Origin of the sequence: Janthinobacterium sp. BJB426 (assembly GCF_002735705.1) — a bacterium.
GTDB lineage: Bacteria > Pseudomonadota > Gammaproteobacteria > Burkholderiales > Burkholderiaceae_D > Janthinobacterium.
In genome coordinates this window covers 205,797-224,838 of record NZ_PDZL01000010.1, presented here as the reverse complement: position 1 = coordinate 224,838, position 19,042 = coordinate 205,797, and the positions used below count along the sequence as shown (strand labels likewise).

General features: G+C 64.7%; 11 protein-coding genes. 1 reads left to right on the top strand and 10 read right to left on the bottom strand.

The features are described 5' to 3' along the window. The 9 genes from CSQ93_RS17745 to CSQ93_RS17705 all read right to left on the bottom strand — a co-directional run. The coding region (locus tag CSQ93_RS17745; RefSeq protein ID WP_199534444.1) for an IS1 family transposase at window positions 1–276 on the bottom strand (276 nt) is incomplete at its 3' end. A 95-nt stretch (window positions 277–371) separates the two neighbouring features. Further along, a complete protein-coding gene (locus CSQ93_RS17740; protein ID WP_099379160.1) occupies window positions 372–1,094 on the bottom strand; it encodes a glutathione S-transferase in 723 nt (240 codons plus the stop codon). Between the two features lie 22 nt (window positions 1,095–1,116). Then, window positions 1,117–1,536, bottom strand: coding sequence for a Cu(I)-responsive transcriptional regulator (gene cueR / locus CSQ93_RS17735; RefSeq protein ID WP_099379159.1), 420 nt, complete (start codon window positions 1,534–1,536; stop codon window positions 1,117–1,119). Between the two features lies 1 nt (window position 1,537). Continuing rightward, on the bottom strand, window positions 1,538–3,970 hold the full coding sequence (locus tag CSQ93_RS17730) for a heavy metal translocating P-type ATPase (RefSeq protein WP_099379158.1): 2,433 nt from the start codon (window positions 3,968–3,970) through the stop codon (window positions 1,538–1,540). Window positions 3,971–4,073: 103 nt separating this feature from the next. Beyond that, the gene (locus tag CSQ93_RS17725) at window positions 4,074–4,829 is read right to left on the bottom strand and encodes a FecR family protein (protein ID WP_233516227.1); all 756 of its coding nucleotides are present in this window, start codon (window positions 4,827–4,829) and stop codon (window positions 4,074–4,076) included. Beyond that, entirely contained in the window at window positions 4,798–11,169 is a 6,372-nt protein-coding gene (locus CSQ93_RS17720) for a YDG domain-containing protein (RefSeq protein ID WP_099379157.1), read from the bottom strand. Before CSQ93_RS17720 ends, CSQ93_RS17725 begins: the two co-directional genes overlap by 32 nt. A 16-nt stretch (window positions 11,170–11,185) precedes the next feature. Next, a complete protein-coding gene (locus tag CSQ93_RS17715; RefSeq protein WP_099379156.1) occupies window positions 11,186–12,796 on the bottom strand; it encodes a ShlB/FhaC/HecB family hemolysin secretion/activation protein in 1,611 nt (536 codons plus the stop codon). 210 nt (window positions 12,797–13,006) lie between these two features. Beyond that, entirely contained in the window at window positions 13,007–15,262 is a 2,256-nt protein-coding gene (locus CSQ93_RS17710) for a CHASE2 domain-containing protein (RefSeq protein ID WP_099379155.1), read from the bottom strand. Next, the gene (locus CSQ93_RS17705; protein ID WP_099379178.1) at window positions 15,259–16,881 is read right to left on the bottom strand and encodes a GAF and HD-GYP domain-containing protein; all 1,623 of its coding nucleotides are present in this window, start codon (window positions 16,879–16,881) and stop codon (window positions 15,259–15,261) included. The genes CSQ93_RS17710 and CSQ93_RS17705 overlap by 4 nt, the downstream gene beginning before the upstream one ends. Window positions 16,882–17,079: 198 nt before the next feature. Between CSQ93_RS17705 and CSQ93_RS17700 the strand changes: the two genes are divergently transcribed. Beyond that, entirely contained in the window at window positions 17,080–17,976 is an 897-nt protein-coding gene (locus CSQ93_RS17700) for an MBL fold metallo-hydrolase (RefSeq protein WP_099379154.1), read from the top strand. A gap of 46 nt (window positions 17,977–18,022) precedes the next feature. On the opposite strand, the gene CSQ93_RS17695 is transcribed toward CSQ93_RS17700, so the two are convergent. Continuing rightward, entirely contained in the window at window positions 18,023–19,033 is a 1,011-nt protein-coding gene (locus tag CSQ93_RS17695) for an inorganic phosphate transporter (RefSeq protein ID WP_034783457.1), read from the bottom strand. Between the last annotated feature and the right edge of the window lie 9 nt (window positions 19,034–19,042).

Sequence of the window (19,042 nt, the reverse complement as noted above, 5' to 3'; positions counted from 1 at the left end):
ACGCAAGCGGGCCAGCGGCGTGCCCGTCAAGGCATTGAAAGTGCGCCCGCAGGGCACGCAGCGGTAGCGCTGCAAGCTGTGCGCATGGCCATGCCGGTGCAGGTGAGGCGAGCGGCAGGCGGGACAGGCCAATCGCGGCTGCGCCACGCTTTCCAGCAACGCGATGGTCGCGTCATGCGGTGCGTTGCCACACAGCAGGGCCATGCCTGTCTGCCGCTGGCGTCGGTTCAGGTGAGCAAACTGGGCGATAAAACGCATCCATTCGGCTGGCTGCATGATCTGCTCCCTATGTGGTAAGTATGCAGAGTCAGACAGCAATGCCAAGGGAAGATTCCGGCAGTTCCCCTATTTACCGATGACAGAGCCTTTTTTTATCCGTCCAGTTCGGGATAATGGCGGAAAATGCCTTCCTCATTGAAGGCGATCCTGCGCTTCGACCGCAGGTAGCGGGCAATATTCGGCCGCGCGGCCACCATGTCGTGCAGCGCAAGCAGGGCAGGATACTGCGGAGCCAGGCGTGCCATGGCTTGCGGAAACGCATACTGCAGGCCGGCCAGCATCTGGAACAGCGACAGGTCGCCATATGTCAGTTTTGAACCCACCAGATACTGGCCGCGGCTGTTCAGCAGCACTTGCGTGAAATAATCGAGAAACTTGGGCAAACGTGTTGCGCGGAAATCCGCGCTGCGCAACATGGCCGCCTGCTTTTGCTCTTCGTAATATTGATTCATCGACAGCGGATGGTGCGTGTCATGCACTTCCGTTAACCAGTCGGCCATGGTCAGTTGCAGCTGGTTCAGCCACAAACGGCCACTTTCCACGCGCGGCGCCAGCCCCAGGCGCCGGCCCAGATACAACAGGATATTCGTCGTCTGGCCGATCTGCACATCGCCATCGCGCAGCACGGGCGGCGCGTAAGCGGCCTGTGACGTGCTGTCGCCATCAAGGCAGGCCAGCATGGCAGACAGGCCTTGCCCCTTGCGCTCAGGCAAGCGGGCGATATCGCGGTACTCGGCGCCCGCCTCTTCCAGGGCCAGCCGGATGAATTCGCCGCGCCCCTGTATCGCGGGCCAGTAATACAGTGCATACGCCATACCCCACCTCCTTTGATTTACCTCAATGGCAACAGGCTTTCGCTTCCGCGTCTCCGGCCAGCCCCAGGCTTTGCAAGATGGGGCAATCGGGCTTGTCGTCGCCATGGCACGATTGCGCCAGGTGGGCCAAAGTGTCGCGCATCTCCGTCAATTCGGCGATCCTCTTGTTGAGCTCGGCGACATGGGCCAGCGCGATGCCTTTCACGTCCGCGCTGGCGCGCTGGTCGTTTTGCCACAGCGACAGCAGCTCGCGGATCTGCTCCAGCGAAAAGCCCAGGCCCCGCCCGCGCTTGATGAAACGCAGGGCGTGCAAATCGTTCGGCGTGTATATGCGGTAACCGGCGTCGCTGCGTGCGCTGGGTTTTAACAATGAAATACTCTCGTAGTAGCGTATCATTTTTGCCGATACGCCCGTCTCGCTTGCCGCCTGGCCGATATTCATCCTATGACTCCTTGGTATGCGCGCTGCGGGCTTTCCAGCGGCGCAGCAACAGGGCATTGCTGATCACGCTGACCGAACTGAAGGCCATCGCCGCGCCCGCCACCATGGGGTTGAGCAGGCCGAAGGCGGCCAAGGGAATGCCGATCAGGTTATAAATGAAGGCCCAGAACAGATTCTGCCGTATCTTGCTGTAGGTGCGGCGCGAGATATCGATGGCGTCCGCCACCAGGGCCGGATCGCCACGCATCAGGGTGATGCCGGCCGCATGCATCGCCACGTCCGTGCCCGTCGACATGGCGATGCCCACGTCGGCGGCCGCCAGCGCGGGCGCATCGTTGATGCCGTCGCCCACCATGGCCACTTTCGCGCCCTCGCCTTTCAGCGCGACAATTTTAGCGGTTTTATCGGCCGGCAGCATTTTCGCCGCCACCGTGTCGATACCCAGCAGTTTGCCGACGGCGTCGGCGCTGCCCTGGTTATCTCCCGTCAACATCACCGTGCGGATACCCAGGCTGTGCAAATGGGCAATGGCTGCCTGCGCGTTCGGCTTGACCTGGTCGGAAAAGGCGAACAAGCCCAGCAGTTCCGATCCCGACGCCAGCCACGAAATCGTGTTGCCCGTGTTTTCCAGCGACAAGGCCTGGGCCGCCAGAGGCGACATGTCCACGCCCAGTTCCTGCATCAGCCGCGTGCTGCCCAGTTTCAACTCCAGACCATCCACGTGGGCCGCCAAGCCGCGGCCCGGCAAGGCCGACAGGCCCGTGGCCGGCAAGGGTTCGATATGACGCGCGGCAGCCGCATCCAGCACGGCCGTCGCCAGGCTATGCTCGCTACCGCGCTGGATGCTGGCCGCCAGTTGCAATAGCCGTGCATCCTCGATGCCATGCGCATGCAGGGCTGCCAAGGAAGGCTTGCCCACCGTCAGGGTGCCCGTCTTGTCGAACACGACGGTATTGACGGCGTGCGCCACTTCCAGCGCTTCCGCATCCTTGATCAAAATGCCATAGCGGGCGGCCACGCCCGTGCCAGCCATGATGGCCGTCGGCGTGGCCAGGCCCAGCGCGCAGGGGCAGGCGATGACCAGCACGGCAACGGCATTGATGATGGCGTTCTCCAGCTCGCCGGTAGCGAACCACCAGCCCAGCATGGTCAGCAGCGCCAGCACCAGCACCACGGGCACAAAGATCGCGCTGACCTTGTCGACCAGATGCTGGATCGGCGCCTTGGCCGCCTGCGCATCTTCCACCAGGCGGATGATGCGCGACAAGGTCGTCTCGCCGCCCACGGCTTGGGTGCGCACCAGCAACAAACCATCGGCATTGATGGCGCCGCCCGTGACCTTGTCGCCCGGATGCTTATCGACCGGCAAGCTTTCGCCCGTGATCAAGGACTCATTGATCTGGCTGGCGCCTTCCACCACCACGCCATCGACGGCTACCCGCTCGCCGGGACGGATCACCACCAGGTCGCCCACTTTCACCTGCTCCACGGGCAAGTCGATTTCCACGCCGTCGCGGCGCACGCGGGCCGATTCCGGACGCAAGACTTGCAGCGCGCGAATGGCCGAAGCCGTCTGGCGCTTGGCGCGGCTTTCCAGCCATTTGCCCAGCAGCACCAGGGTGATGACGACGGCCGACGCTTCGAAATACAGGTGCGGCAGCATTTCGCCCGCCGTCAGCCATTGGTAGACGGACAAGCCATACGCGGCGCTCGTGCCCAGCGCCACCAGCAAATCCATATTCCCGCTGCCGGCGCGGGCCGCCTTCCAGCCCGCCTTGTAGAAACGCGCGCCAAAGTAAAACTGCACCGGCGAGGCCAGCGCGAATTGCAGCCAGCCGGGCAGCATCAGATGGATGCCGGCCCACTCGAGCAGCATCGGCAGCATCAGGGGGAAAGCCAGCACGGCCGCGAATGCCACTTTCATGCCGTCGCGGTTCGGTGCGGCAGCGGACGCACTGGCCTGACTGGCGGCGGGCACCCTGGCTGCATAGCCGGCCTTGTCGATGGCGGCGATCAGGGTGCCCGCCTCCAGGCCGCCCGTCACCTTGATGCGCGCGCTTTCCGTGGCCAGGTTGACGCTGGCGGCCAGCACGCCCGGCACTTTCAGCAGGGCTTTTTCCACCCGGCCCACGCAAGAGGCGCACGTCATGCCGGCGATGTTCAGGTCGATCTCGCGCTGCGCCACCGTATAGCCAGCCTTTTCCACTGCCGCCTGCAAGGTGACCAGGGAAATCGGCGTGCTGGACGTGATTTTGGCCACTTCCGTGGCCAGGTTGACGCTGACCTGGCTCACGCCGGGCACGGCGGCCAAGGCCTTTTCGACGCGGCCCACGCACGAGGCGCAGCTCATGCCTTCAATGGCCAGCGCCTGCGCATGCGCGGCGGCGGGAGGGGGAGGACTGGAATTGGCGGGAGCGAGTGCACTCTGGTTCATGGCAGATCCTGTACGAAAGATTAACGAATAGGGTCAGGATCTGCTATCCCATGATGGGAAGGTCAAGCCCTATTTGCACGGTGTGCAGGGCTTGTTTGAAAACCTAGCGCACCACGCAGTCGATGGCAGCAGGTTTGCCGGGCGTGGCAGGGGCGCCCCCACTCGATGGCGACGGTACAAAGGCCGGCGGCAGCGTGAACTGCAGGCCTGGATTGACGGGCAACAACACAGGCGGCTGCCTGAAGTTGGGCGTAAAGCCAAACTGGCCCGGGGCAAAGCTTTGCGCGCCAGCCGGATTGCTCACCTGAATCAGGCCGTCAAGCACATGCACATACAGGCCGGGAGCCAGCCCTGGTCCTGCCGATGGCGCCGCCGTTGGCAGCGGCATTGCCGAGGGAGCGACATAGCTGGCAATAAACGTCGTGCCGCGGATGCCAATGGTGGCAGCCGGCGTCTTCATTTCGAAGCGCTCCTTGTTGCGCTTGCCCAGCAGGCCCGTGACGGAACGCAAGCCTCCCTTGAGCAAACTGAAGATGGCGTGGTCGCCGTCGGGCTGCTCGGCCGTGTAACTGAATTGCTCGATCACGAAACTGGTATTCGGCTTCAGGGTGATTTCGCTATTGTCGATCAGCTTGATCAAGGCATAAGTGTCCTTTTCCGTCAGCAAGGTGTCGCCCTGCTCGACCTCGGACTTGATGGCCAGGATTTTCACCTTGCCGTCCACTTTCTTGGCCATCAGCGGGCCGCTCAATTGCATCACCGTGCCGGCCACTTGCCCGGCCCAGGCGTGCGCGCCCAGGCACATCAGGGCCAGCCACAGCAAGGCCTTAATTGCAGTACATTTTTTTAGTAGGGTCATCAAATTTGTATCCTGTGGATTTATCTGTGGCATCGGCAACATCCTTGCTCTCCTTCTTCTTGTCGTCCGGCTTGGCTGCCGGCGTGGACGCGAGCGTATCGTTGGCACGATCGGCCTGCTTGATGATGCGCAAGGCATCGTCGATGGCCGCGCTCGTGGCGGCGTCGATCACGGGTTTGTCGATGGTGATCGCTGGCAGGAAGATGGCGTCCGCCATGCTCACCGTGCCGTTCGGCGCCAGCAAGCTGACGTTGGCACGCTGGCGGTTGATGCGCACGCCCGAGTCACCCGTGATGTTGCCCGTTTTCGCCAGCACGCTCATGCTGCCCGCTGCCGGCAAGACGAAGCTTGCCGTGTCCGCAAAGCGCACATAGCCTTCCGCGCTGGCACTGAAATTGCCGCCGCTAACGATATTCGCATTGCCGCCGACATTGATGTCGCGCCCCGCCGTCATGCTGACATTGCGCACCGCCGCCAGTTGCGCGCCATCACCCAGCACGACATCCGTGCTGGCATTAAGCGCGATGTCATTGCCCGCGATCTTGCCGTTGACGGTGACGGGGCTGTGCGCCGTCACGCTGACGTTGCCGCCATTCGCATTGATGTTGCCAGCATTGATGCCGCCCGTGTTGTCGATGGCGATATTGCCCGCGCCCGTGGTCAGCGGTCCCAGAGTCAAGGTGCCCGGCGCCGAGGTATTGTTCAGCGTAATCCCGCCTCCCGCACTATTGCTGGCGGTAAAACTGCTTACCTGGTTGCCCGCATGGTCCAGCACGATGCCGTCGCGCGCCTGCGCAGCCAGGCTGCTGGCGAGCAAGGCACCGTCCTGGACTATGGCGCCGTTCAGGGCGCTCAAGCGTACTTCGCTCGCCGCCAGGCTGGCGAAGCGCAAATCGCCAGCCGCTTGCGTAATGGCCAGCTGACCCGCCAGCCGGATGGCACCGGCCGTCTGATTAAAACTGTTGGCGACAAGCAAGTTACCGTTGCCGCTCAGCATGCCGCCGCCTTGCGCATAGCGCTCCGCCGACATGCTGCCATTCAACAGCAAGCTGCCGCCGTTGATTTCCAGGCCAGCCAGACCGCCCAGCACGGAGCGGTCCAGCGCGCTTTCACCGAGGGTCAGGCTGCCGCCCGTCAACAGCAAGCCCGTCGCCGAGTTCAGGTTTTTCAGGACGGTGTTGCCGGCCGCCGCGCTGTAGGTGACGACGCCCTTGCTGTTGCTAAAGTCGACAGCCAGCACGTTCGCGCCTTCCGGCACCACGCCGCCGTCCCAGTTGGCCGCATCGCTCCACAAGCCGTTGCCGCTGCCGACCCAGGTCGACAATTGTTTTTGCGCAATCGTTGCCTGCGCCGTGCCGCCCGACATTTCCAGGGTGTAATTGCCCGCATCGGCGCCCGCCAGGCGGAAGCCGCTGGCAGTCACCAGCTTGTTGGCACCCGCATTCTTGTCGGCGAAGCTGCCGCTGCCGCCCACCACGCTGACCACATCCAGGCCCAGCACGCCGTTCGCCGTGGCGCTGACGGTAGCGGAAGTCGTGCCGTCATACACCTTACCGGCGGCGCTCAGGCCCGCCAGGGTCAGGCTGGCGGGCGTGATACTGGCCAGCAAGCCCGTTGGCAAGACGATAAAGTAATTGCCCGCATCGGCGCCCGTCAGCGCCGCGCCACTGAGCTGCACGGCCTTGCCTACGCCCACGTTCTTGTCCGCAAAATTGGCCACTGCCGAGGCCGTCAAATTGTCGCCGGCAATGCGGTCATCACCCAGGTTCAGCTGCGCGCCCGTCGTGCCATCGTAGACCTTGTTGCCCGCCACGCCGGACAGGTTCAGCGCGCGCGCCGCGATATCGGCCGTGGTGCTGCCTGCATTGCTGACCAGCACGTAGTTGCCCGCGTCGTCGCCGCCCAGCGCCATGTTCGTCACCGTGACAGCCTTGCCGGCACCCGCGTTCTTGTTGCCAAAGGCCGCGCTGCCGCTCACGTTCAAGGCGTCGCCCTGGATGCGGTCGTCGCCAAAGCTCACTTGCGCGCCCGTCGTGCCGTCATACGTCTTGTTGATGCCGTTAACACTCACATTCAGGACGCGAGCCGTGATGTCGGCCGTCGTGCTGCCCGCATTGCTGCCCAGCACATAGTTACCCGCGTCGTCGCCGCCCAGCGCCACATTCGTCACCATGACCGCCTTGCTGCTACCCGCATTCTTGTTGCCAAAGGCCGCGCTGCCGCTCACGTTCAAGGCATCGCCCTGGATGCGGTCGTCGCCAAAGCTCACTTGCGCGCCCGTCGTGCCGTCATACGTCTTGTTGATGCCGTTAACACTCACATTCAGGGCGCGTGCCGTGATATTGGCCGTCGTGCTGCCCGCATTGCTGCCCAGCACATAGTTGCCCGCATCGGCGCCCGTCAGGTGACCGGTCGCCACCTGGTAATCAACCACTTTGCCGGTGCCGACATGCTTGTCGCGGAAGCTGCCCAGCAAGCCGGCCATGCCGACCTGGTCGCCCGTCACCAGGCCTTCGAAGTAGCCATTCAGGGCCGCCTGCAAGGTGCCATCGTAGACGCGGCTTTGCGCGCCCGTGACGCCATAGTTCAGGATGCGTGCCGTGATGGCCGCCGTGCCGTCCACCGTCGTCGCGGCCAGGCTGTAGTTGCCCAGTTCATTGCCGCCCAGGGCCAGGCCGCTGGCGTGCACGGCCTTGCTGCCGCCCGCATTCTTGTCGAGGAAGGCGGCGCTGCCGCTGATGCTGATGTTGTCGCCCGCAACCACATTGCCCAGCACAAAGTTGACGCCGTCGTAACCCAGGGTGCCGTCATAGATCTTGCCATTGCCGCCGAGGCTCACCGTCAGCGCGCGTGGCGTGATGGCGAAGGTCGTCGTGCCGCCCATCGTGATGTCGTACTTGGTCGACCACAGGCCCGTCGCTGCATAGCTGCCCACGTTGCGCGCGTTGCCGTACCCGAGGCTGCCATTCACGCCGGCATCGCCGTCGAGCAATCCCACATAGCCGATTGCACCGAGGAAGGCAGCCAGCTGGCCATCGTAGACCTTGCCCGCGGCATTGCCAGAAAGATTCACTTGCAGCGGCTTCAGGAAAGCCTTCAGCATCGGCGTCGTGTAGCCTTCGTAGATGCGCCAAACGCTGCTGAAATCGTAGTCGTTGAAGCTGCCCTGCTGCTGCATCTGCGCCGTGCTGCGGCCGCTGGAGCCGCCTGGATCGGTCTGCACCAGCGACGTTTCAGAATTGAAAAAACCATAGCTGAACGGAGAACCGGCGGACACGCGGCCGACTACCGCGCCCACGGCCGCATAGCCGTCGCCAGTCACGGCGCCGCTGCTGAAGACATGGCTGACGCTGCCCGTGCTTTCACCGACCAGCCCGCCCATGTTTTCCCTGGCCAGGATGGGATCGGCAACGCCCGCCCGGCCCACGGCGCCGCTGGCATACGCATCGTCGATGCTGCCGCCGTTCAGGCCCACCAGGCCGCCGATGCTGCGCGCGCCAGTGACATTGCCGGTGGCATAAGACTGGCTCAGCGCGCCTTGGTTATTGCCGACCAGGCCGCCGATCATTTCGCGCGCGCCCGTCACCACGCCAGTGGCGTACGAAGTCGCGATACGGGCGCCGGACGCATTCAATCCCGCCAGGCCGCCGATGGCGCCGCCGCCATCGGCATTGATGCCTGTGACGGCGCCGCTGCTGGCGGACAAGGTGATGACGCCGCCATTGCTGCCCACCAGGCCGCCGACATTGCGCTGGCCGCTGACGGCCATGCTGCTGTTCACGCCATCGATGACGCCGCTGACGACCTCGCCCGCCAGCGCGCCCACGTTGGCCGTGCCGGTGACGCTGCCGCCGCTCAGGGTCAGGTTGCGCAAGGTGCCGCCCTGCACGGTGCCAAACAGACCTGCCGCCGAACCGGAGGCCAGGCTGCGATCGATTTTCAAATTGCTGAGAGTAAATCCGCCGCCATCGAAGACGCCGAAAAAACCGCTGCCGCCGCCGGCGATCGGCATAAAGCCCTGGCCAGCGTTCCAATTCGCGGTGCCGCTGGCGTCGATATTGCCGGCCAGGCGATAGCTGTTGCCAAGCCCAAGGCTGGCGATGCCTTGCAAGCCGTAGATATCGGCGATCAGATAAGGCGAGGACGAACCGCCGTCGCCGCCGGCCGCGCGCAGGAAACTGGCGCCGCTGCCGATGGCAAAGCTTCTGGCGCTGAATCCTGGCAGGACCGCCCCGTTTTGCACCCAGCTGCCGCCGTCGAGTACAAAGCTGCCATCCACCGTCACGGCGCCCGTGGCCGTGATGGCGGAACCTGAATTGAGGTGCAGATCACCGGTCCTGGCGAGCGCATCCGAAATCCGCATGCCACCCGTGTTCGTGCCGTCGCCGATGGTCAGCGACGCGGCCGAGATGCCAGCAAGCTCGTCTGCCGTCAGGCCCAGGGCGCCACCGGATTTGCTGCCCAGGTCGATGATGCGCGAACTGCTCAGGGGCTTGAGCGTCACGTTGGCGCCTGCGGCGCTACCGCCGAAATTCAAGGTGCCGCCGAGCGTGATACTGTCCGCCTGCAGGGTCACGCTCTGGTTGGCGATGCCACTGCCGACCAGCCGCGCGCCGCCGCCCATCAGGTTGATTTCACCGCCCGCATGGTTGGCACGCAGGGACAGGTTGCCGTTGCCGACACTGACTACGCCCGCACCCACCACGCTGGCGCCGGACAGGGACACGCTGCCGCCATTCGTCGTGATCGCCGCGTTCAGGATGACGTTCGACCCGGCGCCGTACGCGCCGCCGCTGCTGGCGTCGTTCGCCGACAGGGTCACGTTACCGCCATTGGTGGTGATGGGCGCGTACACATTGATCGTCTCGCCAGCCGTGGCGCTCAGGCCGATGTCGGCATGCACCATGTTGACGGCAGCGCTGAAATTGATACGGTGCTGGGCCTGCAAGATCACATTGCTGCTGGCGTTGGAGATGGTATCGGCACCGATGCTGGTGCTGCTGGCGGGCGGCCCCTCCAGGAACTGGTCTACATCATCGAGGCTGCCGCCACTGCCCTGCACCACATCGATATCGAATGGGTCAAGCAGCCAGATACCGCGCTTGCCTCTGCTGGAGCGGGCGCTGGTATCGATGCGGATGCCGTCGACGGCCAGGGAATGGCCGGAGGTTTCCACGAAGCCGCCGTCGCCGCCTTGCGCGCCGCCACGCGCGGAGATGCTGCCGTGCACCTGCGCCGAGTCATCACCCCAGGCGATGACCTTGCCACCGTTGCCGCTGTTGATCGCGTCGGCCTTGACGCTGGCGTCCTTGCCGACAAGCACTTGCCGCGCATTCTGCACGGCCGCGTTCTTGCCCTGGTAGTCGCCGCCCAACAAGACCGTGCCGCCGCCCGTGGTGCCGCTGGCGTCGATGGTCGCATTGCCCAGCAAGCCCACCTGTTCGCCCAGCACCTGGATGTCGCCGCCCTTGCCCAGCGCGCCCGTGGCGCTAGTGACGCTGCCCGCTTCGAGCAGCGCCTTGCCGCTGGCCTTCAGAACGATCCTGCCGTTCTCGCCGACGACGGCGCTGTTCGCGTTGAGCACGCCGCGCTGGCTGACCAGCGCGCCGGCCATGCCGATGCTGCCGCCCTGGGCGATGATCTGGCCCAGGTTCAGCGCCTGGTCGGTCGGTGCCGAGACGAGCACGCGCAATTGCGGATTGCCGGGGTCGGCCAGCTGCACGCTGCGCCCGGCCGCCAGGATCACTTCGCCATTTGGCGCCGTGATGATGCCCGTGTTTTCCACGTTCGGCGCGATCAGCAGCACTTGCCCGCCCTTGCCAGCGTTGATGGTGCCCGCATTGCTGACGCCGCCGGCCACGCTGCCGGCCGTGAACTGGCGCTTGCCGGCCAGGAAATCCTCGTTCGTCATGCCCAGGCTGGACGCCACCAGCCCGTTCACATCGACGCGCGCGCCCTGGCCGAAGACGATGCCGTTCGGGTTGATCAGGAAGACCTTGCCGTTCGATTCGAGCGCGCCGAGGATCTTGCTGGGGTCTTGTCCCGTGATGCGGTTGAGTACGGCGCTATTGCCGTTTTGCTGGATGAAGCGCGTGATTTCGCCCGCATGGATGGAAAAGCTCTGCCAGTTGATGATGGTGTTGGGCGTGTTCGTGATCGAGAAGATGTTGCCCTGCTGGTTGAACGTCGCCTGTCCGTTGACCACCTGCGGCAAGGCGGGATTGGCCTGCGCCGCGCCGAAACAGCCGGCCAGCAGCAGCGCCAGCGCCGTGCGGCGCAAGGGTGGTGCAAACGGTGGCGTCAGGATGAAAACGGAGGCGTGTTGAACGTGGTTGTGCATGGTGTTCATCCTGATGCTAGTAGGCCAAGGCGAGGCGGAAATGCAGGCGGTTGGCGCCCCGCTGTCCCGTGTCGCCGCCATTGACGACATGGGCGTAATCGAGTTGCAGATTGGCATAGCGGCTCAGCAGTAAACGCAGGCCGAGGCCGCCGCTGCTGATCCCTTGCGACGCGCTTTCGCCAGGCAGCGCATGGTTGCGGCGCAGCCATGCCGTGTCATAGAAAGCCAGCGCGCGGCATTGGTAGCCGAGTGCCTGGCCGCACCAGTTCGGCGTGTACAGTTCCAGGTTCAGGTTGATGCCCGAATCGTTCGATACCTCGCGCTCGGCAAAGCCGCGCACGGACGCTGCGCCGCCGGCACCGAACTGCTCGCCCGGCACCAGCGCATCCGGCGTGACTTGCGCATTGACGAGCGCGCGCCATTGCCAGTCGCCGGCCAGCACGCGCCCCGAGCTGGCGCTCAGGCGCAAGGTGTTGTAGGCCGCCTTGGCGTGCGCGCGCACCCGGTCAAAATCGGCTTGCGCGCCATGCTTGCCGCCAGGGATATTGTGCGCGAACGTGACCGCCACGCTGGTCTCGCCCGTGGGCAAGGTCCAGTTGCCTATGTAGCTGACGCTGAGCGGGTGCACGGTGACGTCGGCGCCCAGCTCCATGCCGAACAGCTGCACGCTGTTGCGGTAAGCCTTGTAGTCGACGCCGTACACGAGCTTGGGCTCGAAATCGCCGCTGCGGGGAAAGTTCTGGTTGTAGCGGATGCCGGCCATGCTGCCCTGGCCGCTGACGGCCAGGTCGAAAATGCCGGCCGAGACGCTGCCCGAATCGACGTTCGAATAGCTGGCGAAAAAATCCATCGAGTCGCCCAGCGCATACAACGGCAAGTGGTAGCCGGCGCCATACACGCCCACCTTGTCCGGCTTTTCCAGGCTGCTCGTGTATTGCAGGCTGGCTACATGATCGAGGCCGAACAGATTGGCATGCTGCAGCACCACGCCGACGTGCGTCTTGCCCGTTTGCGCATTGCCCGTATTGTCCACGTTGAGCATGGCTTTCCACGGCTTTTCATCGGCCACCGTGACGATGGCGTCGATGGCGCCGGCCGGCTCGTCGGCCTGCAGGCGCACTTCGATCTTGCGCGCGGGGTTTTCATTGGCCAGCTTCAGGCTTTGCGACAAGGCCGGCAGGTTCGGCGTCTCGCCTTCGCGCAAAGACGGCAAGGCGCGCCGCACGTTGGCCTCGTCGACGTAGGCGTTGCCACTGATGGCGAGCTTGCCCAGCGGCGTTTGCAGCACGCTCAGGCGCACCACGCCATGCTCCAGTTCCTGTTCGGGCAGTTGCACCTGCACGGCGCTGTAACCGCGCTCGCGGTAAGCCGCTTCCAACGCCTCGACGGCACGGGCGATGTCGGAAAAATCGCGCTGCGCTCCTGTAAAAGGCGCCAGCAGGGCTTGCACCTGCGCTGACGTGAGCAGGGTATTGCCCTGGACGTCGAAGCGGCGGATCTCGAAGCGCGGCACGCCGTCTTCCTGCGCGGCAGGAGCAGCTTCATCCATGGAAACGGCAGCGCCGGCGGCGCCGACGGCGAACAGCAGCGCGGAACCCGCAAGCAGGTGCACCAAACGATATGTCATGTGAAGGATTTCTTGTGTAACCGGACAAGCGCGCGGCCCGCAGGCGCCTGCATGTCCGGCAATGGATTGAAGACAAATTTTAGACGGCTTTTAGTTTCCAGTCAGAAATTTCTAACATTTCTCCCAGATTTTCATCGCAGCGCAACAAACCGTGCGCGCAGCATGATAAAAATGCCGCAATCGCTTGCATTTTCCGGCGCGCTGCCAGCCTTACTTGCTGTGCAATTCTGTCACGCCATCCCAGTCGGCCGGCGGTGGCGCGTTGCGGTACTGCTCCAGGCGCGCCGCGTACAGCCGGTACAAGCCGTCGTCAGGAAACTCCGCCTGCAAACGGGCCAGCTGCGCGCCGGCCGCCACCCAGTCGCGCGCGCGCAGACGGGCCAGCACCGCGTGCCAGCGCTCGAGCTGCGCCAGTTCGGCGGCAGCGGCACCGGCCAGCAGGCAGCGCGGCTCGAAGATGGCCACCGCTTCCTGCTTGCCCAGCACGCGTATGCGATCGAGTTCTCGGTACAGGAAATCCGGGGCGGCGGCGCGCGTGGCCTCGCCCACCACGATGCCCACGCCATACAGCTTGCTGGCGCCTTCCAGGCGCGCGGCCAGGTTGACGCTGTCGCCCATGACCGTATAGGCGCGGCGGATGCGCGAGCCCATGTCGCCCACATGCATGGGTCCCGTATTGAGGCCGATGCCGATGCGCAGCACCGGCCAGCCGCGCGCGCAGAACTGCTGATTCAGCCGCGCCGCGCTGCCCTGCATCAGCAGGGCGCTGGCCACGGCACGGCTGGCGTGATCGCCAAAGGCGACGGGCGCGCCCCAGAACGCCATCACGGCGTCGCCGATGTATTTGTCCAGGGTGCCGCCATGGCTGTCACGGATATCTTCCGACATCGCCGTCAGGTAGGTATTGATGTATTCGCGCAGCGCGGCCGGCGCCAGCTGCTCGGAAATGGCCGTGAAACCGCGCACGTCGGCAAATAGCACCGTCAGTTCGCGGTTCTCGCCCTCCATCGTGTAGCGCTGCGGATCGTCGGCCATCTCGGCCACCAGTTCGGGCGCCACGTATTCGCCGAAGCGCGCCACCAGTGCGCGTCCCTTGCGCACCTCGAAAAAGTAGCCCCACGCCAGGTTGGCGATGAACAGCGCCGCGATCAGCAACAGCAGCACGGCACCGCCCAGCACCAGGTCGTGCGCGGCGTACAGGTACAGGTTGATGCCGATGGCGGCCGCCAGCGCGCCCACGGTGGCCAGCATCACGCCGGCCGGCGGCAGCACGGCCAGGGCGCCCGCAAGCAGCAGGCCAAACAGCACGATCTGCACCAGTTCCAATGCCAGCGCATAGTCGGGCCGCGCCTTGAAGCGCCCGTCGAGCATGGACTTGATCAGGTTGGCGTGCACCTCCACCCCCGGATATTCGGCATTCACGGGCGTGGCGCGGATATCGTTCAAGCCGGGCGCCGTGGTGCCCACCAGCACGAGGGCGCCCTTCAGCAGCGCGGGCGGCACCGTGCCGGCCAGCACGTCGGACGCCGACACATAGCGGAAGGCGCCGCCATCGGGGCCGCCCGCGCCGCGGTACTGCACCGTGGTGGTCAAGGCTTCGCCCACGGGGATCGCCAGCGCGCCGCGCGGCGTAAACAGCATGATGTGTTCGAGGCCGCCGCTGGCCAGTTCGCGCGCCGACAGGGTATCGGCCGTGCCCGTGAAACGGGGGGCGATGGCGCGCGTCTGCAGGTAGACGGCCACGGTGGCCAGCGACAGCGAAGGGTAATAGCCGTCGCCGATGCGCTGCAACAGGGTCGAGGAACGCACGACGCCGTCGGCATCGGTCAGCGCCGTGAAGATGCCGGCGCCTTGCGCGGCCGCCTGCAGGGGCGCGATATTGGCTTCGTAGCCGCGCGCCACGTAAGCCGTCACCGTGCGGCCATTCAGGTCGGCGACGGTGAAGGCGGGCTTGGGCAGCACGCCCTTCCTTTGTTGCTCCGACACGCTGTAGCCGAGCACCACGGGCTGGCCGCGCATGGCTTCGGCGAAGAGGCCATCGTAATCCATGGCCGGGCGCAGTTTTTCCAGCTGCGCCGGCAAGCCCACCACGCCCGCCAGTTCGCCGCGCGCCAGGCCTTGCAGCACGGCGTAGCCGGAACTGGTGTCCGCTTCGGGGAAGGCAATGTCAAAGCCCAGTGCGGCCACGCCGTAATGGCCGGTGAGCTGACGCACCAGGCGCGCCTGGATATCGCGGCTCCAGGGAAAACGGCCCACTCGGGCCAGGCTTTGCTCGTCGATGTCGACGATGACGATGCGGCGGTCGAGCTGCGGCGTCTCGGCACGCATGCGCCAGTCGCCCAGCATGGCGTCGAGGCGGGCAATATTCTCATTCCCGGCCAGGCACAGGACGGCCGCGCCCACGCTCAGGAGCACGCCCAGCAAGCAGCGCGCCCCGTGCTTGCGCCAGGCCGGCGACAGCTTCAAGGGGTATAGCCCGGAATGGCCGCCTCGTCGACGGCATCGATCTGGCTCGGATGCATGTGCTTTTCAGCGAAGGTCAGATAGACTTTGCTGCGGATGAAAACGTCGAACAGCTCCGGGTCGATATGCCCGTTCAGGCTGAAATTGCCGAGGATGCGCAGCGATTCCGACAGCGACTTGCCCTTCTTGTACGGCCGGTCGCGCGCCGTCAGCGCCTCGAAAATGTCGGCGATGGCCATCAGCCGCGCCGGCACCGACATCTGCTCTTTCGTCAGCCCGCGCGGATAGCCCTTGCCATCCATGCGCTCGTGGTGGCCGCCCGCATATTCCGGCACCTTTTGCAGGTGCTTGGGCCACGGCAGCGCCTCGAGCATGCGGATCGACACGCTGATATGGTTGTTGACGATGGCCCGCTCGGCAGCCGTCAGGGTACCGGCGCGGATGGTCAGGTTTTCCGTCTCGTCGGCGTCGAGGAAATCGCGCAGCTCGCCGTCGGCCGCGCGCCAGCGGCGCCTGGCGATCTGCCGCACTCTTTCCTGGTCCGCCTGCGCCATGCTTTCGCCGCCGACGTTCACCGTGCGGATGAAGTCGCGCTCTTCGCGCAGCGCCGTTTGCTCCTGTTCCAGCGCGCGGGTGATAGCGTCTGTTTGCTGCGGCTGCGCCGCCTGCTGGCGCAAGGCCGCAATCTCGGCGTCGCGCAGCAGCACTTCGTAGCGCGTATCGATCAGGGCGATGCGGTCAAAGATCGTTTCCAGCTTGGTGGCCTTATCGACCACGTGCACGGGCGTGGTGATCTTGCCGCAATCGTGCAGCAGCCCGGCCAGCCACAGCTGCTTGCGCTCGTTGTCGCTGAGCCGGAAATCGGCCAGCGGTCCGCTGTCCGTCGCATGCGCGGCGTCGGCCAGCAGCATCGTCAGCTCGGGCACGAACTGGCAGTGCCGTCCCGTGTAGGGCGACTTTTCATCGATGCCGATATTGATCAGGGTGACCAGGGACTCGAGCAGCTCTTCCAGCTGCGAAATGAGCAATTGATTCGTCAGCGCCACGCCCGCCTGCGCGGCCAGCGCCTCGATGAAGCGCTGGTCGGTCGAGGAAAAGGCGCGCACCTGGCCCGTCTCGCCATCCTTGGCATTGACCAGTTGCAGCACGCCGATCAGGTCGCCCTCGTGGTCGCTCATGGGCACCGTCAGGATCGATTGCGTGTGGTAGCCGTGGTGGCGGTCAAACTCGCGCATGCCGGAAAAATTGAAGCCCTCGTCGCGGTAGACGTCGGCGATATTCACGCTGCGGCGCAGGTTCGCCGCATACGCGGCCACCGATGCCAGGTTCGGCTGGCCGGCAGCGTCGAAAAGGGGCACGCCCGGCAAGCCCATGTCGGCGCCCTGCGCGATGCCCAGGCTGTCGTTGACGCTGATGTCGAACGCCAGCTGACGGCCCTCGGCCACGGGCCGGTACAGGGTCGCGCCATCGGCGCCGCTCATGCTTTTTGCCAGCAGCACGATGCGCTGCAACAGGGCGCCGATATCGTGTCCCTCGCCGCCCAGGCCATGGCCGAGCGCGACACTGAGTTCGGTCAATTGCTCCAGTCTGTGGGCGATTTTCTCAGGGTGCAACTGAGGCATGTTGGCGGCAATCAGGTAATGGGCAAGCAAAAAAGGGGAAGTCGGCAAGCGCCAGTGTAACGGCCCCCCTGCGCACTGTACATTACTTAGTTACAACAAAATGAAATAACTTGCCGTATCGCAACACGCATAAATGTTGCCGCCAATCTTATTAATTAGAATAGAATCAACAATAATTACACCGTAACAAGGTACTGAATGAAATTCACGTTCAGGGGCGTGCGCGGCTCCATCCCCTCTCCCGGCCCGCGCACGGCGCGCTATGGCGGCAACACCACGTGCATCGAAGTACGCACCGACAACGATAGCCTGATCATCCTCGATGCGGGCAGCGGCATCTTTTCGCTGGCACAGCAACTGCCGCCGGGCGAGCCCGTCGACGCGCACGTCTTCATCACGCACAGCCACTGGGACCACATCCACGGCCTGCCCATGTTTTCGCCGCTGTTCGTGGCCGGCAACCGCATGCGCCTGCACGGCGCCCACGATGCGGCCGCCGGACGCGGCATCGAACACGTGATGGCGGTGCAGCTGCAAAGCAGCTATTTCCCCGTCAGCGAAGCGGCCATGGCGGCCAGCATCGAGTACCGCACCCTGGCGCCAGGCGAAGCCGTCGAAGTGGGCGGCGCGCGCGTGTGCGGCGCGGAAATGAACCACCCGGTCGTCAACCTCGGCTACCGCATCGACTGCGGCGGCACCGCGCTGTTTTTCAGCGGCGACCATGAACCGTTCTACAACCTGCATCCGCCCGGCCACGCCGAGCATGCGGCCTGCGCGGCGCGCAATGCGCAGCGCCAGGCCGGCATCGATGCGGTCGTCGCCGGCGTCGATGCTCTGATCATGGATTGCTCGTACACGCGCGAGGAATACCCGGGCAAGCAGGGCTGGGGCCACGGCACCTTCGACGCCGCCTTCGACCTGGCCCTGCGCTGCGGCGCGCGGCGCCTGTACTGCACCCACCACGAACCGACCCGCAGCGACGAGCAGCTCGAAGCCGTGTTTGCCGACGTAATGGGCCGCTATGCGAGCCGCCTGGCCGGACTGCAGGTGTTCCTTGCCTACGAGGGACTGACGGTGGAACTGGCCGGTGCATAAAAAAAGGGAGCCGCAAGGCTCCCTTTTTACTGGCGTTGGCTATCCATCACATGATGTGGTGGCCAATCCACCACGCGACTGCTGCCACGAAAGCGGAAGCAGGAATCGTGAAGATCCAGGCCCAGACGATATTGCCCGCCACGCCCCAACGCACGGCCGACATTTTTTGCGACGAGCCGACGCCGACGATGGCGCCCGTGATGGTGTGCGTGGTCGACACGGGAATGCCCAGCGCCGTCGAGACGAACAGGGTGATCGCGCCGCCCGTTTCGGCGCAGAAGCCGCCCACCGGTTTGAGCTTGGTGATCTTCTGGCCCATGGTCTTGACGATGCGCCAGCCACCGAACAGGGTACCGAAGCTGATGGCCGTGTAGCACGAAATGATGACCCACATCGGCGGCATGGCATCGGCCGCGCTCGAGTAGCCGGCGGCGATCAGCAGCATCCAGATGATGCCGATGGTTTTTTGCGCATCGTTGCCGCCGTGGCCCAGGCTGTAAGCAGCGGCCGAGACCAGTTGCAAACGGCGGAACCACTTGTCGACCTTGCGCGGCGTCGAACGCACGAATATCCACGACACCAGCAGCATCATGATCGAGCCGAAGACAAAGCCCAGTACCGGTGCGATGACGATGAAGGCCACGGTTTTCCACAGGCCGGCCGCGACCAGCGCGCCCGTGCCGGACTTGGCGACAGCGGCGCCTACCAAGCCGCCGATCAGCGCGTGCGAGGACGACGAGGGAATGCCGTAGTACCAGGTAAACAAATTCCAGAAGATGGCGCCCATCAGCGCGCCGAAGATCACGTACTGGTCGATCACAGCCGGATCGATGGTTCCTTTGCCCACCGTGGCGGCCACGGTCAGCTGGTGGAACACGAAGATGGCGACGAAGTTGAACGTGGCGGCCATGGCAACCGCGGTCTGCGGTTTCAATACGCCCGTCGAGACCACCGTGGCGATCGCGTTGGCGGCATCGTGGAAGCCGTTCATGAAGTCAAACAGCAGCGCGAGGACGATCAACAGGCCTAGCACGTAGATGCTGATTTGTATGGTCATTGTAGTTTC

Excerpts from the sequence above, each read along its gene's own strand:
- CSQ93_RS17740 (WP_099379160.1), bottom strand. The coding sequence starts at position 1,094 with ATGGCGTATGCACTGTATTACTGGCCCGCGATACAGGGGCGCGGCGAA.
- cueR (WP_099379159.1), bottom strand. The coding sequence starts at position 1,536 with ATGAATATCGGCCAGGCGGCAAGCGAGACGGGCGTATCGGCAAAAATG.
- CSQ93_RS17730 (WP_099379158.1), bottom strand. The coding sequence starts at position 3,970 with ATGAACCAGAGTGCACTCGCTCCCGCCAATTCCAGTCCTCCCCCTCCC.
- CSQ93_RS17725 (WP_233516227.1), bottom strand. The coding sequence starts at position 4,829 with ATGACCCTACTAAAAAAATGTACTGCAATTAAGGCCTTGCTGTGGCTG.
- CSQ93_RS17720 (WP_099379157.1), bottom strand. The coding sequence starts at position 11,169 with ATGCACAACCACGTTCAACACGCCTCCGTTTTCATCCTGACGCCACCG.
- CSQ93_RS17715 (WP_099379156.1), bottom strand. The coding sequence starts at position 12,796 with ATGACATATCGTTTGGTGCACCTGCTTGCGGGTTCCGCGCTGCTGTTC.
- CSQ93_RS17705 (WP_099379178.1), bottom strand. The coding sequence starts at position 16,881 with ATGCCTCAGTTGCACCCTGAGAAAATCGCCCACAGACTGGAGCAATTG.
- CSQ93_RS17700 (WP_099379154.1), top strand. The coding sequence starts at position 17,080 with ATGAAATTCACGTTCAGGGGCGTGCGCGGCTCCATCCCCTCTCCCGGC.
- CSQ93_RS17695 (WP_034783457.1), bottom strand. The coding sequence starts at position 19,033 with ATGACCATACAAATCAGCATCTACGTGCTAGGCCTGTTGATCGTCCTC.